The organism is Streptomyces sp. R41, from assembly GCF_041053055.1.
Taxonomy (GTDB): domain Bacteria; phylum Actinomycetota; class Actinomycetes; order Streptomycetales; family Streptomycetaceae; genus Streptomyces.
This window is the reverse complement of record NZ_CP163443.1, coordinates 2881817-2897045: the sequence shown is the minus strand read 5'-3', so window position 1 is coordinate 2897045 and position 15229 is coordinate 2881817. Positions and strand designations below refer to the sequence as shown.

The 15229-nt window shown below is 68.2% G+C and carries 12 protein-coding genes and 1 tRNA gene; 8 read left to right on the top strand and 5 right to left on the bottom strand.

Annotation, left to right across the window (positions count from 1 at the left end):
* Window positions 1-30 precede the first annotated feature (30 nt).
* The 5 genes from AB5J53_RS13610 to AB5J53_RS13590 all read left to right on the top strand — a co-directional run bounded on the left by AB5J53_RS13610 (window position 31) and on the right by AB5J53_RS13590 (window position 7625).
* On the top strand, window positions 31-561 hold the full coding sequence (locus AB5J53_RS13610) for a two-component system response regulator (RefSeq protein WP_369245893.1): 531 nt from the start codon (window positions 31-33) through the stop codon (window positions 559-561).
* Window positions 562-702: 141 nt separating this feature from the next.
* Window positions 703-3192 carry an aminopeptidase N gene (gene pepN, locus AB5J53_RS13605; protein ID WP_369245892.1) on the top strand — a complete coding sequence of 830 codons (2490 nt, stop codon included), beginning with the start codon at window positions 703-705 and terminating at the stop codon, window positions 3190-3192.
* A 363-nt stretch (window positions 3193-3555) separates the two neighbouring features.
* Complete coding sequence (locus AB5J53_RS13600) at window positions 3556-5007, top strand: aspartate aminotransferase family protein (RefSeq protein WP_369245891.1); 1452 nt, start codon at window positions 3556-3558, stop codon at window positions 5005-5007.
* Entirely contained in the window at window positions 5004-6425 is a 1422-nt protein-coding gene (locus AB5J53_RS13595) for a lysine N(6)-hydroxylase/L-ornithine N(5)-oxygenase family protein (protein ID WP_369245890.1), read from the top strand. Before AB5J53_RS13600 ends, AB5J53_RS13595 begins: the two co-directional genes overlap by 4 nt.
* A 51-nt stretch (window positions 6426-6476) precedes the next feature.
* The gene (locus AB5J53_RS13590) at window positions 6477-7625 is read left to right on the top strand and encodes a GDSL-type esterase/lipase family protein (protein ID WP_369245889.1); all 1149 of its coding nucleotides are present in this window, start codon (window positions 6477-6479) and stop codon (window positions 7623-7625) included.
* A 52-nt stretch (window positions 7626-7677) separates the two neighbouring features.
* Here AB5J53_RS13590 and AB5J53_RS13585 read toward each other — a convergent pair whose 3' ends face one another.
* Complete coding sequence (locus AB5J53_RS13585) at window positions 7678-9483, bottom strand: bifunctional UDP-sugar hydrolase/5'-nucleotidase (RefSeq protein WP_369245888.1); 1806 nt, start codon at window positions 9481-9483, stop codon at window positions 7678-7680.
* Window positions 9484-9621: 138 nt separating this feature from the next.
* On the opposite strand from AB5J53_RS13585, the gene AB5J53_RS13580 reads away from it, so the two are divergent.
* Together AB5J53_RS13580 and pyk are read left to right on the top strand one after the other, a co-directional pair.
* Window positions 9622-10359, top strand: coding sequence for an SIMPL domain-containing protein (locus AB5J53_RS13580; RefSeq protein WP_369245887.1), 738 nt, complete (start codon window positions 9622-9624; stop codon window positions 10357-10359).
* A gap of 211 nt (window positions 10360-10570) precedes the next feature.
* Window positions 10571-12001 carry a pyruvate kinase gene (gene pyk, locus AB5J53_RS13575; protein WP_369245886.1) on the top strand — a complete coding sequence of 477 codons (1431 nt, stop codon included), beginning with the start codon at window positions 10571-10573 and terminating at the stop codon, window positions 11999-12001.
* 64 nt (window positions 12002-12065) lie between these two features.
* Here the strand turns inward: pyk and AB5J53_RS13570 are convergent, their stop codons facing one another.
* The 4 genes from AB5J53_RS13570 to AB5J53_RS13555 form a co-directional block, all read right to left on the bottom strand.
* Window positions 12066-13112, bottom strand: coding sequence for an alkyl sulfatase dimerization domain-containing protein (locus AB5J53_RS13570; protein WP_369245885.1), 1047 nt, complete (start codon window positions 13110-13112; stop codon window positions 12066-12068).
* 16 nt (window positions 13113-13128) lie between these two features.
* Complete coding sequence (locus tag AB5J53_RS13565) at window positions 13129-13359, bottom strand: hypothetical protein (RefSeq protein WP_369245884.1); 231 nt, start codon at window positions 13357-13359, stop codon at window positions 13129-13131.
* 106 nt (window positions 13360-13465) lie between these two features.
* Window positions 13466-14245 (bottom strand): helix-turn-helix domain-containing protein, encoded by a 780-nt coding sequence (locus tag AB5J53_RS13560; protein ID WP_369245883.1) that lies wholly within the window; start codon window positions 14243-14245, stop codon window positions 13466-13468.
* Between the two features lie 88 nt (window positions 14246-14333).
* Window positions 14334-14416: transfer RNA gene (locus AB5J53_RS13555), tRNA-Leu, on the bottom strand.
* A gap of 98 nt (window positions 14417-14514) precedes the next feature.
* On the opposite strand from AB5J53_RS13555, the gene AB5J53_RS13550 reads away from it, so the two are divergent.
* The gene (locus AB5J53_RS13550; RefSeq protein WP_369245882.1) at window positions 14515-15171 is read left to right on the top strand and encodes an ANTAR domain-containing response regulator; all 657 of its coding nucleotides are present in this window, start codon (window positions 14515-14517) and stop codon (window positions 15169-15171) included.
* The last annotated feature ends 58 nt before the right edge of the window (window positions 15172-15229 follow it).

Sequence of the window (15229 nt, the reverse complement as noted above, 5' to 3'; positions counted from 1 at the left end):
TGGTATGTCCAAACGAGGGGACGTCGGGCCATGCCGTCGGATGCCAAGATCCTCATCGTCGACGACCATGAGGACACGCTGTACGCCCTGGAGAGCGCCCTGGCCCCGCTCGGCTACCAGGTGTCCCGGGCGACCAGCGGCGACGAAGCGCTCAAGGAAGTGCTGCGCGGCCAGGTCGGACTGCTCCTCCTCGACGTGCGCATGCCCGGCGTCAGCGGCCTGGACGTCGTGCGCTACATGCGGCGCGTGGAGCAGACCCAGCACATCCCCATCATCCTGCTCACCGGCTTCGGCCCGAACGCCGAACTCACCTCCATCGCCTTCGGCCTCGGCGTCGCCGACCTCGTCATGAAACCCATCGACCCCTGGGCGCTGCGCACCAAGGTCCGCTACCTGTACGACACCCACCAGCGCCACCAGGCCCTGGAGCGCGAGCTGCGCGAACTGCGAGCCCTGGTGAAGGAACACTTCCCGGACCCCGCCCTCGCGCACCCCGAAACCCGCGTCCCCCTCCAGCGCGAGGCCCGCAACAAGAGGCTGGAGCAGGACCGCACCCCATAGCCGACGGATCCCGCGCCCGGTGGCCGACGGGTACACGCGCCCCCTGGCCGACGGGTACCTGCCCCCGTAACCGCCGCGGGACATAAAGCCCGTACCGGGCCACCTCTGTGCCCTGTCAGCGGCATCAGGCAGCATGTCCCCATGTCCGTACTGACGCGCGACGAAGCGCAGACCCGTGCCAAGCTCCTCGACGTCCACCACTACGGGATCGAACTCGACCTGACCCGCGGGGACGAGACCTTCGACTCCCTGACCGTCATCCGGTTCACCGTCCGCGCCGACGCGGACACCTTCGTCGAGCTGAAGCCCGCCGAACTGCGCTCCGTCACCCTCGACGGGCAGCCCCTCGACCCCGAGACCCTCGTCGAGAACCGGCTGCCGCTCAAGGGACTGACCGCGGGCGAGCACCAACTGCGCGTCGACGCCGCCATGCGCTACTCCCGCACCGGCGAAGGCATGCACCGCTTCACCGACCCCACCGACGGCGAGACCTACCTCTACACCCAGCTGTTCATGGAAGACGTCCAGCGCGTCTTCGCCGCCTTCGACCAGCCCGACCTGAAGGCCGTCTTCGACCTGTCCGTCACCGCCCCCGACGGCTGGACCGTCCTCGCCAACGGCGTCACCGAACACCTCGGTCAGGGCCGCTGGAAGGCCGCGCCCACCCCACTGATCTCCACCTACCTGGTCGCCGTCGCCGCCGGCCCCTGGCACTCCGTGCGCACCGAACACCGCGGACTGCCCTTCGGCATCCACTGCCGCCGCTCCCTGGCCCCCCACATGGACGCCGACGCCGACGAGATCCTCGACGTCACCCGCGCCTGCTTCGACCGCTACCACGAGAAGTTCGACGAGCCCTACCCCTTCGACTCCTACGACCAGGCGTTCGTCCCCGAGTTCAACGCCGGCGCCATGGAGAACCCCGGGCTCGTCACCTTCCGCGACGAGTTCATCTACCGCTCCGCCGTCACCGACACCGAGCGGCAGACCCGCGCCATGGTCATCGCGCACGAAATGGCCCACATGTGGTTCGGCGACCTCGTCACCCTGCGCTGGTGGGACGACATCTGGCTGAACGAGTCCTTCGCCGAGTACATGGGCTACCAGACCCTCACCGAAGCCACCCGCTTCACCGACACCTGGACCGACTTCGGCGTCGCCCGCAAATCCTGGGGCTACGACGCCGACCAGCGCCCCTCCACCCACCCCGTCGCCCCCGACCCGGACGCCGTCCCCGACACCGCGTCCGCCATGCTCAACTTCGACGGCATCTCCTACGCCAAGGGCGCCTCCGCGCTGCGTCAACTGGTGGCCTGGCTCGGCGAGAAGGACTTCCTCGCCGGCATCAACACCCACTTCGCCCGCCACAAGTTCGCCAACGCCACCCTCGCCGACTTCATCGACAACCTCGCCTCCGCCACCGAGCGCGATGTGCACGCCTGGGCCGACGCCTGGCTGCGCACCACCGGTGTCGACACCCTCACCCCCACGATCACCGCGGCGGCCGACGGCACCCACACCCTCACCGTGCGGCACGACGGCAGCCGCCCGCACCGCATCGCCGTCGGCCTCTACGACCAGGACCTCACCGGCGAGGGCCGCCTCACCCTGCGCGAGCGCCTCGACGTCGACGTACCGCAGGCCGAACCGACGGCGATCGGCATGCGCCCCGCCCTGCTCCTCCTCAACGACGGCGACCTGTCCTACGCGAAGGTCCGCTTCGACCCCGAGTCCTTCGAGACCGTCAGCGCGACCCTCTCCGGCCTGCCCGACCCGCTCACCCGCGCCGTCGTCTGGAACGCCCTGCGCGACGCCGTACGCGACGGCGAACTGCCCGCCATGGCCTACATCGACGCCGCCCGCGCCCACCTCCCGCACGAGACCGACCTCGCTCTCGTCCAAGGCGTCCTGTCCTTCGCGGCCGCCCACGTCGCCGACCGCTACCTGGCCCCCGAGGACCGCCCCACCGCCCTCGCCACCCTCACCGCCCTGTGCCGCGACCTCATCCGCCGCACCGAGGACGGCTCCCACCCCGGCCTGCGCCTCACCGCCGTACGCCACTTCATCGACGTCGCCGCCCACCCCGACACCATCAGCGCCTGGTTCTCCGAAGGCACCGTCCCCGGCGGCCCCGAGCTCGACCCCGAGCTGCGCTGGCGCATCCTCGGGCGGCTCGCCGTCCTCGGCGCCGTCGACGACGCCGTCATCGACGCCGAACTCGTCCAGGACCCCAGCGCCACCGGCCAGGAAGGCGCCGCCCGCTGTCATGCCGCGCTGCCCGACCCCGAGGCCAAGCGGACGGCGTGGGAGGCGATGTTCTCGACCGACGACCTCTCCAACTACCTCTTCACCGCCACCGCCCAGGGCTTCTGGCAGCCCGAACAGGCCGACCTCGTCCGCGAGTACGTCGAGCGCTTCTGGCCCGACGCCGTGGCCGTCGCCGCCCGCCGCGGCCCCGCCATCGCCGAAGCCGCGGGCCGCTGGGCCTTTCCCGTCCACGCCATCTCCGCCGAGACCCTCACCCTCGGCGAGACCTGCCTGCGCGACGCCGACCCCATCCCGGCCCTGCGCCGCAAGCTCGCCGACCAACTCGACGACCTGACAAGGGCGTTGCGGGTACGCCAGGCGTAGGTTTTTCGCCCCCACCGCCCTACCCGGGCTGGTCGCGCAGTTCCCCGCGCCCCTGAAAAGGGGCGCGGGGAACTGCGCGATCTTTTAGCGGGGGTCTGGGGGCGCAGCCCCCCAGGGACGATGGGGTCCCCCCGCTCGAGCGAAGCCGAGAGTGGGGGAGGGCAGGGGCGGAGGGGGCGAAATCCCACCCCCAGCCGCCGAAGGGCCCCGCACCCACGACACCTAGCACCTCCGCCGCCCCAACACGTTTCCTCCGCACGGCAGTACCCCCTTTTGGGTCGGATCGTTGTCTATACGGGCGCGCCGACCCTAAATGCGTACACGCTTGGATTCCCCCTGCCGCGCGCCCACCGGAGGACACCCATGAGCACGCCGCCCCCAGGCGACCTCGAGGAAGCGCGAGCACGCACCGAACGACACGGGAACGCACCCGCTCTTCCCCGGACCAGCCTCGCCTCAGGCCCCGAAGGCCCCAGCGCACTGCGGCCGTTGCTCGACACCGTCCTCGACGCACTCCAGGACGGCGGCGCGGCACGCGGGGGACCGCTGCCCGCCGGAGGGCCCGAGGCAGTGGCACGGCGCGTCCGGGACGCGGCCGGCGACGTACTGCCCCCGCAAGGCAGCGAAGACGCCCTGCGCGTCCTCGTGCGGGCCCTCGCCGAGGGCGCCGCCGACCCCGCGGACCCGCTCTGCGCGGCCCACCTGCACTGCCCACCCCTCGCCGTCGCCACCGCCGCCGACCTCGCCGCCTCCGCCCTCAACCCGTCCCTCGACTCCTGGGACCAGGCACCGGCAGCCTCGGAGCTGGAGGCCCTCGTGACCACAGCTCTGGCCGCGGAGGTCTACGCAAGGGCGAACGAGCCACGAAAAGAGGGCGCCGCCCTCGTCACCACCGGCGGCACCGAGTCCAACCAACTCGCCCTCCTCCTCGCCCGCGAAGCCCACGGCGGCGTACAGCTCGTCCGCGGAGCCAACGCCCACCACTCCCTGCACCGCGCCGCCTGGCTGCTCGGCCTGCCCGACCCCGTCGTCGTCCCCGCCCCCGCAGGAACGATGGACCCGGCCGCCCTCGACGAGGCCCTCACCGAGCTGCACGGCCCGCTCCTCGTCGCCGCCACGGCCGGAACCACCGACGCCGGACTCATCGACCCGCTGCCCGACATCGCCGACCTGTGCGCCACCCACGGCGCCCGCCTCCACATCGACGCCGCCTACGGCGGAGGCCTCCTCTTCAGCGACCGGCTCCGCGCCCGACTCGACGGACTCGACCGCGCCCACACCGTCACCCTCGACCTGCACAAACTCGGCTGGCAGCCGGCCGCCGCCGGGCTCCTCGCGGTACGCGACGCGAGCGACCTCGCCGTACTGGAACACCGCGCCGACTACCTCAACGCCGACGACGACACCGAGGCAGGCCTACCCGACCTCCTCGGCCGCTCCCTGCGCACCACCCGGCGCCCCGACATCCTCAAAATCGCCGTCACCCTCAAAACCCTGGGCAGGGACGGCCTCGGCGCCCTCGTCGACCAAGTCTGCGCCCACGCCCAGGACTTGGCCGACCTGACAGCCGCCCACCCCGGCTTCGAGCTCTACGACCGGCCGGTCATCAGCACCGTCCTGTTCCGGCCCGCCGGGGCCACCGACGACACCGTCGCCGCCGTACGCCGCACCCTCCTGCACGAAGGCCGCGCCGTCCTCGGCCGCGCCGCGCTCGACGGCCGCCTCTGGCTCAAAGCCACCCTCCTCAACCCTCACACCCGGCCGGGCGACCTGGCCGCGCTCCTGAAACTGGTGGAAGGACACACACCACGATGAGCCCGACGCCCACCCCTCCACGCCCCGCCGCCGAAGCACCCCGCGACCTGGTGGGCATCGGCATCGGCCCCTTCAACCTCTCCCTCGCCGCCCTCGCCCACCCCCTCGTCGAACTCGACACCGTCTTCTACGAACAACGCCCCGGCTTCGACTGGCACCCCGGCCTCCTCATCGACGGCGCCACCCTCCAAGTCCCCTTCCTCGCCGACCTGGTGACCCTCGCCGACCCCGTGAACCAGTGGTCGTTCCTCAACTACCTCAAAGCCCGCGAACGCCTCTTCCCCTTCTACTTCGCCGAGCGCTTCCACATCCAGCGCGCCGAATACGACGCCTACTGCCGCTGGGTCGCCGACAGCATCCCCGGACTCCACTTCGGCCACCAGGTCGACGCCGTCCGCTGGAACCCCGAACGCGCCCTGTTCGAAGTCGACTTCACCCAACTCGACACCGACGGAGAAGCCGAATCCCTCGGCCGCTCCTACACCCGCAACATCGTCCTCGGCGTGGGCACCGCCCCCCACATCCCCGAACCGCTCAAACCCCTCGTCGACGCCCCCGGCGTGCCCGTCATCCACGCCGCGGACTACCTCAAACACCGCGAACAGTTCCTCACCGCCGAACACATCACCGTCATCGGCGCGGGGCAGTCCGGCGCCGAAGTCTTCCTCGACCTCCTGCGCAACCGCCCCTCGGGCCGCGAGAAGATCCACTGGCTCGCCCGCACCGAAGCGTTCGCACCCATGGAGTACTCCAAACTCGGCCTGGAACACTTCACCCCCGACTACACCCGCTACTTCCACGCCCTCACCGAACCCGTCCGCGACCGGCTCGTCGCCGCCCAATGGCAGCTCCACAAAGGCATCGACGCCGACACCATCGCCGCCATCCACGACGAGCTCTACCGCCGCACCCTGCACGGCGGCTGGCCCGACGCCGTCCTCACCCCCGCCGTCACCGTCCGCACCGCGGGCCGCGTCGCCACCACCAAGGTCGAACTCCACCTAGAACACGGCCAGCAGGGCGCCCGCTCCCGCCTCACCACCGACGCCGTCGTCCTCGCCACCGGCTACCGCGAACGCCCCCTCGGACAAATCCTCGCCGGACTCGACCCCTACCTGCACCGCGACAGCAGCGAACGCCCCCGCATCGACGACCAGTTCCGCCTCGTCCTCGACCCCTCCGTCGCCGGCCACGTCTACGTCCAGAACGCCGAACTCCACACCCACGGCGTCGGCGCCCCCGACCTCGGCCTCGCCGCCTGGCGCAGCGCCACCATCCTCAACTCCCTCACCGGCAAGGACCCCTACCCGCTGCCCGGCCGAACCGCCTTCACCACCTTCGGACTCGAACCGCATCCGCAGGTCCCACCCGCACGCCAGACGACCCGGACACTGACGCCCCTCGTCGAGGGACGGTAAGAAATGCGGCGGGAGCGGAAGCAGCCCGACGGCGACGACGTTGGGCCCGGCATGACCACCACGTGGATCGCCGCGCACCGCTCCGCCGTCATCGACCCGTACGAGACGTTCCACCTCTTCGAACCCCGCCGCTTCGCCGGCCAGACCGTACGCCAGGCCCTGCGACTGGCCGGCGGCGGCGCGGCCTTGCGGGTGCGACTGAGCAACCGCTACGGAAAAGAACCCCTGGACATCGCCGGAGCACACATCGCCGGACGCACCCAGGACAGCGGCATCGACCCCGCGACGGACACCGCCCTGCTCTTCGCGGGCGCCGCGAGCGTCACCATCCCCGCCGGCGAGGAGATCGTCAGCGACACCGTCGAGCAGGCCGTCAGCGCGGGGGAGGAGATCGTCCTCAGCCTCCATCTGCCCGCGGACACCGGACTCACCACCTACTCCGCCGTGCCGTACGACATCGGATACGCCGCCCCCGGCGACCAGCTCGGCGCCGAAGTCCTCAAGGACGCCGAAGAACTGACGACCGGGCACCTCATCACCGGTGTCGACGTCCTCGCGGCGGAAGACACCCGAATCGCCGTCGCCTTCGGAGACTCCTGGATCGAAGGCCAGGCCACCACCCCCGGCACCGACAGCAGCTTCCCCGCCCAGCTCAGCCGCCGCCTCACCCACGGCTGGATCGTCAACCACGGCATCTCCGGCAACCGCCTGCTCACCGACGAGATCGGCGAACACCTGCTGGCACGCATCGAACGTGACGTTCTCGGCGTCCCGGGCGTGAGCCATGTCCTCGTGCACACGGGACTCAACGACTTCGGCCTGCCCGGAGCCATCTCCTACCCCGAACCCGGCTCACTCCCCACCGCCGACGCGTTCACCGCCGGACTCACCGCCCTCGCCGACCGCCTCCACACCGCCGGACTCACCGTCATCGGCTCCACCATCGGCCCCTACCGCGGCACCGTGTACGAGGGCTACGACAGCGAGACGGGCCAAGCCGTCCGCGGCGCGGTCAACGCCTGGCTGCTCGGCGACGAGCACCCCTTCGACGCGATCGTCGACATCGCCGCCGCCGTCGCGGACCCGGAGCGACCCGACCGGATCCGTGACGAGTTCAACAGCGGCGACGGCCTCCACGTCAACGACGCCGGCGCGAAAGCCATCGCCGACGCCGTGGACGTATCCCTGCTGGATCTTTAGAAGACGGACAGCTCCAGCTGGACGGACAGCTCTGGACGGAGCTACTGGATCTTTAGAAGACGGGCGTACCGTCCCGCGTCAGCTTCCAGTCCACCGAAGCGAACTCCTTCGGATCGAGCGTGCCCTTCGCGGTCACCCACTCGGCGATCCGCGTACGGATCTCCGTCGACTCCGCCCACACCTCGGTGGCCGAAGCGACATGCGGGAAGGCGCCACCGCCATTGGCCCGGTAGTTGTTCACCGCCAGCACGAACTGCTGCGCGTCGTCCAGCGCCGCACCGTCGTAGGTCAGGTTCTTGATCCGCGAACCCTCCGCCTGCGCGATGTCGATGTCGTACCGCAGCCCCGACACGTAGTCGTAGTTGTAGTCCGGACGGTTGTTCGCGTTCGTCAGCTTCTCCACGTCGATCGCCGCGCCCGCCGCCGTCTGCACGAAGTAGTTCGCCGAGTACTCCAGGTACGCCCGGATCTGCGCCCCCGTCATCACCTTCGCGACCAGTGTGTTGTCGTACACGTACAGGCTCGACAGATCCCGGATCGTCACATCGCCGGCCGGAATCTCCGACGTACGCGAGAACGGCGACGCCTGTGCGATCACCGGCAGCGACGCGTACGACGTGCCCGCCAACGCCGCCTTGACCACGTCCTCCTGCACCTTGGTGATCAGATCGATGATCGGGGCGTCCTTGTACCGCGCCTCCACCGTCGTCAGCGTCTCGGTCGCCGTACCGACCACCTGGTTGACATACGCCACGACCACGTCGTGCTCGTCCTTCAACAGCTTGGTGATCCTCGGGTCGTCCGCCACCGAGTTCGAGTTGCGGACCGACGCCGCCACCGACTCGACCTGCCACTTCCCCTTCTCGAAAACCAGCTCGAAGTCGAAGACCGACAACCGCTCCGCGTACGCCAAAGGCTCCGACAGGACGACCGTCTTACCGGTCGCCGTGTTGGTGACCTTCAGCTCGGGAATCTCCACATGCGCGTGCCCGACGAGAATCGCGTCGATACCCGGCACCTGCTGCGCCACCAGCGCCGCCGAATTCTCGACGTACGGCAGCTGGTCACCGTACGAGGAGGTGCCCGACGAGCCGGAATGCGCCGACACGAGCACGACGTCCGCACCCATCGACCGCAGCTTCGGCACCCACTTCGCCGCCTGCTCCTCCAGACCCGGGAACGTCAACTTGCCCTGAACATAGGCCTTGTCCCAGATCGCGATACCCGGGTTCGTCAGACCGAGAACGGCCACCTTCACCGGCGGGGCACCCGCGACATGGAACTTCTTGATGAAGTACGGAGGAAAGGCCGGCTTCAGCGTCTTCGCGTCCAGCGCGTTCGCACCCAGCAGCGGGAAGTGACACTGCGACTCGAACTTCCGCAACGTCTCGATGCCGTAGTTGAACTCGTGGTTGCCGAGCGCTGCCGCGTCGAACCCGATCGCGTTCATCGCCTGCGCCATCGGGTGAACCGGACCGCCCTTGGCGGTGATCGGGTCCACCTTCGCGTAGTAGTACGTCAGCGGAGTGCCCTGGATCGTGTCGCCCGCGTCCAGCAGCAGTGTGTTGCAGCGGCCCTTCTCCTCGCGGATCTCGTTCACCAGCGTCGAAATCCGCGCCAGACCCTGCGCGTTGCCCGCCTTGTCCGTGTACTCCGCGTCCTTGAAGTAGTCCCAGTTGAACACGTGACCGTGCAGGTCCGTCGTGCCCATGACCGTCAGCGAGTACCGCTTCGGGGACTTCTTGACCCCCGCTGCCTCGGCAGCCTGCGCCGCCGGAGCGGCGGCCGCCCCGGCGAGCGCGACCCCCGCACCCGTCACGGCGGACTTCTTCAGGAACTTCCGGCGGTTCAACGGCATCTCTACGGCTCCTAGGGAAAGGGTCAACGACGCGCGTAGATTCTGACCCAACAGCCACCACCGCAACAGGTCCAGGAGGTTTCGATCTGATGACCTGTGAGCACCACAACCACCCCTCCCAGTGACAGAGTGGGACGTATGGCCCCCACCGCGGACTCCACCTCACAAGAACCCCAACCCGCCGTCCCCTACGGCACACCCGAATCCCCCCGCATCGCCGTCCGAGGCGAAGCCCACCTCGAAGTCGACCCCGAAATCGCCCGCATCGGCATCACCGTCGAGGCCCACGGCCGGGACCGCCGCGAAGCCCTCACCGACCTCACCCGCCGCAACGCCGCCGCCCTCGACCTCGTGAAGTCGTACGGCGACGCGGTCGAACGCCTGGAAACCGGCGCCTTCTCCATCAGCCCCGAACTCAGCAGACGCGGCCGTGGCGAACGTGTCCGCACCTACCACGGCCGCGTCCACATCAACGCCGAACTCACCGACTTCACCGCACTCGGCGAACTCACCACCGCACTCGCCGACCGCGACCTCACCCGAGTCGACGGCCCCTGGTGGGCCCTGCGCCCCGACTCACCCGCCCACCGCACCGCAAGGCAGCAAGCCGTCCGGGAAGCCCTCCAACGCGCCCGCGAATACGCCGAAGCGCTCGGCACCCACCTGTCCGCCCTCGTCGAACTCGCCGACATCGGCGCCGAAAATGCCCAACCGTACGCATTCGAAGCCCAGGCCTCCCGCGCCATGCGCACCAGATCCGCCTACGGCGGCGGCCCCATCGAGGACGAAGCCGCCACCCTCGACCTCGAACCCCAACGCCAACACGTCTACGCCCAGGTCAACGCCCGATTCACCATGGCACCACCACAGTTGTAGCCAATGTGACACTCGGTGACCGACTGCATCTCCTGCGCGGGGTCGCACGGCCGAATGGATAAATGCGACCGGGGTGTGCCCAAAACCCGGCCTGCTCATCGGAGCGCACCCGCGCACAATTCAACAGTTGTCAATAGCTCTTCACGCAAAGGTTGTTGGGTAGTCACGCACGACCAATTCTCTACCCGCCGGTAAGGCCTAGGCTCGAACCATGCGCCGAGCAAAAATCGTCTGTACATTGGGCCCCGCCACCGACTCGTACGACCAGATCAAAGCCCTGGTCGAAGCCGGAATGGACGTAGCCCGCTTCAACCTCAGCCACGGCACCTACGCCGAACACGAGGAGCGCTACCACCACGTGCGAAAGGCCTCCGACGAGACCGGCCGCAGCGTCGGAATCCTCGCCGACCTTCAAGGCCCGAAGATCCGACTCGGCCGCTTCAGCGAAGGCCCCGTACTCCTTGAACGCGGAGACACCTTCACCATCACCGTCGAAGAAGGCATCGAAGGCGACCGCCAGACCTGCGGAACGACCTACGAAGGACTCGCGGCCGACGTCACCCCCGGTGAACGCATCCTCGTCGACGACGGCAAAGTCACCCTCGAAGTCACCGCCGTCGACGGCCCCCGCGTCCACACCGCCGTCGTCGAAGGCGGCATGATCTCCGACCACAAAGGCCTCAACCTCCCCGGCGTCGCCGTCTCCGTCCCCGCCCTCTCCGACAAGGACGAAGCAGACCTCCGCTGGGCCCTCCGCTCCGGCTTCGACGTCATCGCACTGTCGTTCGTAAGAAGCGGCAAGGACATCGACGACGTCCACCGCATCATGGACGAAGAAGGCCGACGCCTCCCCGTCATCGCCAAGGTGGAGAAGCCCCAGGCCGTCGACAACATCGACGACATCGTCGCCGCCTTCGACGGCATCATGGTCGCCCGCGGCGACCTCGGCGTCGAGATGCCCCTGGAGCAAGTCCCCATCGTCCAAAAGCGCGCCATCAAGCTCGCCAAGCGCAACGCCAAGCCGGTCATCGTCGCCACCCAGATGCTCGACTCGATGATCGACAACTCCCGCCCCACCCGCGCGGAAGCCTCCGACGTCGCCAACGCCGTCATCGACGGCACGGACGCGGTGATGCTCTCCGGCGAGACCAGCGTCGGCAAATACCCCATCGAGACGGTCAGGACGATGGCGCGGATCGTGGAAGCGGCCGAGGAAGACATCCTCGCCAAGGGCCTCCCACCCCTGACCGAACGCAACAAGCCCCGCACCCAGGGCGGCGCCGTCGCCCGAGCCGCCGCCGAAATGGGCGACTTCCTCGGCGCCAAGTTCCTCGTCGCCTTCACCCAGTCCGGCGACACCGTCCGCCGCCTCTCGCGCTACCGCTCACCCATCCCCCTGCTGGCCTTCACCCCGGACCCCGCGACCCGCTCCCAGCTCAACCTCACCTGGGGCGTCGAAACCTTCCTCGGCCCCCACGTCGACTCCACCGACGCCATGGTCGACCAGGTCGACGAACTCCTCCTCAAGTACGGCCGCTGCCAAAAAGGCGACATCGTCGTCATCACCGCAGGCTCCCCGCCCGGAGTCTCCGGCTCGACGAACCTCGTACGCGTCCACCACATCGGCGAGGACGACAAGTAGTTGCGTAAAGGGGCCCTTCTTACGGAGGGCCCCTCGTTCTTACGGAGGGCCCCCGTTTGCTTTCTCACGGCGTGACGATGTTGAAGTCCGCCGTCGGCGTCACGATCACCGAGAACAACCTGGTGAGCAGCGCCGCGTCACCGGAGACCTGAATCGACCCCAGCCCCTTACCGGCCAACAGCTGCAACAACTGCACCTTGGTCATGGTGAGCGTGAGCCCGGCCGAAGCACTGGCCTCCGTGCCGACCGTGTGAGTCAACACCCCGTTCTTCAACCGCAGATGCCAGTACTTGCCCTGCGCCGGCAGACACCAGTCGATCGCCAGATCCAGATCCCAGGCCTTCGGACCGTTGACGCGCACCGACATCGCGTCGATCAGCTGATCGACGGACAGCGCGGCCCTCACATCCGAACTGTCCGACGCAGCCGACGGCGGCTTCACCCCTTCACGAAGCTCCATCGCGCCAGTCAGATAGAAGTTCCGCCACACGGCATTCTCGGTCGCATGCGCCAGCCTCTCGTAGACCCGCGCGAGAAGCTGCTTCGCCCTCTCGGCATCGGGCTCCGCGAAAACACAATGATTGAGCAGAGTCGCCGCAAACCGCAGATCACCATCCCGAACAAATCCCCGAGCCTTCGAAACAGCGGACGACATCCCACCCAACGCCCTCACATACCGCCTCGCCTCAGCGACCGGCGGATGCTCCCACAAATGCGCGGGATTCGCATCGAACCACCCCATGTAACGCTGATAAATACCCTTCACGTTATGACTCAGAGCCCCGTAATAACCCCGATTCGCCCACACCTCGGCGAGCGCCGGAGGCAACACGAACTCCTCCACGATCTCCCGTCCCGTCATCCCGGAATTCAGCATCCGCCGGGTCTGGTCATGTATGTACGCGTACAAATCCCGCTGCTGCTCGACAAGCGCGACGATCTCCTCGTTCCCCCACGTCGGCCAATGGTGTGAAGCGAAAGCGACGTCGACCCGACCGTCGTACAGCCCGATGGACTCGGTCAGATACGCGGCCCACTGCTTGGCGTCCCTGACCTGCGCACCGCGCAGGGTGATGATGTTGTGCATCGTGTGCGTCGCGTTCTCCGCCATACAGACGGCACGCAGCTCAGGGAAGAGGAACGTCGTTGTCCCACACCACGGTGCCGGCCGAATTCTTCACCACGCCCGGTTCCAGCGCGGCGATGAACCCCCTGTCGGCGGCCTCGAAGTCACCGGCATCCGTCGTACCGGTCCTGGGGACACCGAATGCGGCAGCGGACTGCGGATTCAGGGACACGGCCGCCGCAGCCGCACCGGCGGCCGCGGCGACGAAACCTCGTCGGTTCATGGGAGTCATGCGGCCGAAGATCGCCGCGCGGGCCGACTCCGGTCAACGGTTCCTTCGCGATTTGGGGCAGCTCCCAATCGGGGGCGGGGCGAACAGTGACGGGTCATATTGCGGGTCAGTACTTGGGGCCCACGTGGGTGTCCATGAGGGCGACGGAGGCCTTCCTGGCGACGGAGATGTTGTACGGGTTCCCGTTGCGGGTGCAGTGGGTCCACTGGATGCCGAGCTTGTCCAAGGTGTCGGTGTAGAGCCGGCGGATGTCGTCGGAGACGTTGGTGAAGAAGTACCGGGGGTACTCGTAGCGCTTGCGTTCACCACCCACGAGGCGGGTTGTCCAGTTGGTGATGCGGCAGCCGTCGGAGTGGATGAGACCGCGGATGAACTCCCAAGGGTGGGCGTCGACGATTTCCTGCTGCCAGGGTTCGAGGACGATGGGGCGCTCGTGCTTCTTGCCGGGGCCGTGCTGGGGGAACATGCATGTCCAGTGCTTGGTGAATGACTTAACCTCGGTGCAGCCCCGCTTGTGGCGCTGGTTGACGCTTGGCAGCGGCATCACCTTTCGCATGGCCTCTTCGGCAGCTGCGATCAGGCCGGTCTGCGTTGCGTTGCAGAAGATGGACAGGTGGTGCTGCTTGCGCTTCGAGATGATGTGGCCGTCGCCGAGGTAGAGGCCGAGCAAGTAGGCGTACGCGACCCTGTCGAAGTCCCGGGCGGTGCAGCGGGGGCAGTCCGTCGGTTGTTCGTAGGATTCGCCGTGCGCTCTGCGATCTTCGCTGCGCCACCAGCCGATGGTTCCGCGCGGGATGTTGAGACGCTCCGCGACTACGCGGTTGGGGGTGCCTTGACGCAATAGTGCGACAGCCTGGGCGCGAATCGAAGAGCTGTGCTGTTCCATGCGGACACTCTGCGTTACTAATCGTCACCATGTGCATGAAAAAGCGGACGTTCACGAGAACGTGAACATCCGCTTAGTGGGGAAACTGTGCCGGGTGCGGGATTCGAACCCGCAAGCCCTCACGGGCAGAGGTGTTTGAGACCTCCGTGTATGCCGTTCCACCAACCCGGCCTAAGTGGCTGCCGGAAGCATACCGGTTCACCGGAGCGCGCTGCAGCTAGGTAGGCTCTTGAGCAGCAGCACTGCCCGGCCCGTAACGAGGAGCCCCCGTGACCGCCCCCGAGTCGCCCCAGCCCGTAGACGCGCCCGACGACGACAAGTCGCACGTGCCTCCGCTGACGACCCGCGTCGTCATCGCCGAGGATGAGGCGCTGATCCGTCTCGACCTCAAAGAGATGCTGGAGGAAGAGGGCTACACCGTCGTAGGCGAGGCGGGTGACGGTGAGCAGGCCGTCGAGCTGGCCCGGGAGCACAGGCCGGACCTTGTGATCCTCGACGTGAAGATGCCCAAGCTGGACGGGATCTCGGCGGCCGAGAAGATCGCCGAGGAGTCCATCGCCCCCGTGCTGATGCTCACCGCCTTCTCGCAGCGCGACCTGGTGGAGCGTGCGCGGGACGCCGGCGCGATGGCGTACCTCGTGAAGCCGTTCAGCAAGAGTGACGTCGTGCCGGCGATCGAGATGGCCGTGTCGCGGTTCACGGAGCTGAAGGCGCTGGAGAAGGAGATCGCGGATCTCACGCAGCGTCTGGAGACGCGGAAGCTGGTCGACCGGGCGAAGTCGGTGCTTCAGACGGAGTACGGGCTGACCGAGCCGGCCGCGTTCCGGTGGATTCAGAAGACGTCGATGGACCGTCGCATGTCCATGCAGCAGGTCGCCGAGGCGGTCATTCAGGACGCCGAGGAGAAGAAGTCCGCGAAGGGCTAGCCCGGCCCCCCAGTACAGCGGAAGAGGCCCGCGTCCCCGATATGGGGCGCGGGCCTCT

Excerpts from the sequence above, each read along its gene's own strand:
- AB5J53_RS13610 (WP_369245893.1), top strand. The coding sequence starts at position 31 with ATGCCGTCGGATGCCAAGATCCTCATCGTCGACGACCATGAGGACACG.
- pepN (WP_369245892.1), top strand. The coding sequence starts at position 703 with ATGTCCGTACTGACGCGCGACGAAGCGCAGACCCGTGCCAAGCTCCTC.
- AB5J53_RS13600 (WP_369245891.1), top strand. The coding sequence starts at position 3,556 with ATGAGCACGCCGCCCCCAGGCGACCTCGAGGAAGCGCGAGCACGCACC.
- AB5J53_RS13595 (WP_369245890.1), top strand. The coding sequence starts at position 5,004 with ATGAGCCCGACGCCCACCCCTCCACGCCCCGCCGCCGAAGCACCCCGC.
- AB5J53_RS13590 (WP_369245889.1), top strand. The coding sequence starts at position 6,477 with ATGACCACCACGTGGATCGCCGCGCACCGCTCCGCCGTCATCGACCCG.
- AB5J53_RS13585 (WP_369245888.1), bottom strand. The coding sequence starts at position 9,483 with ATGCCGTTGAACCGCCGGAAGTTCCTGAAGAAGTCCGCCGTGACGGGT.
- AB5J53_RS13580 (WP_369245887.1), top strand. The coding sequence starts at position 9,622 with ATGGCCCCCACCGCGGACTCCACCTCACAAGAACCCCAACCCGCCGTC.
- pyk (WP_369245886.1), top strand. The coding sequence starts at position 10,571 with ATGCGCCGAGCAAAAATCGTCTGTACATTGGGCCCCGCCACCGACTCG.
- AB5J53_RS13570 (WP_369245885.1), bottom strand. The coding sequence starts at position 13,112 with ATGGCGGAGAACGCGACGCACACGATGCACAACATCATCACCCTGCGC.
- AB5J53_RS13565 (WP_369245884.1), bottom strand. The coding sequence starts at position 13,359 with ATGACTCCCATGAACCGACGAGGTTTCGTCGCCGCGGCCGCCGGTGCG.
- AB5J53_RS13560 (WP_369245883.1), bottom strand. The coding sequence starts at position 14,245 with ATGGAACAGCACAGCTCTTCGATTCGCGCCCAGGCTGTCGCACTATTG.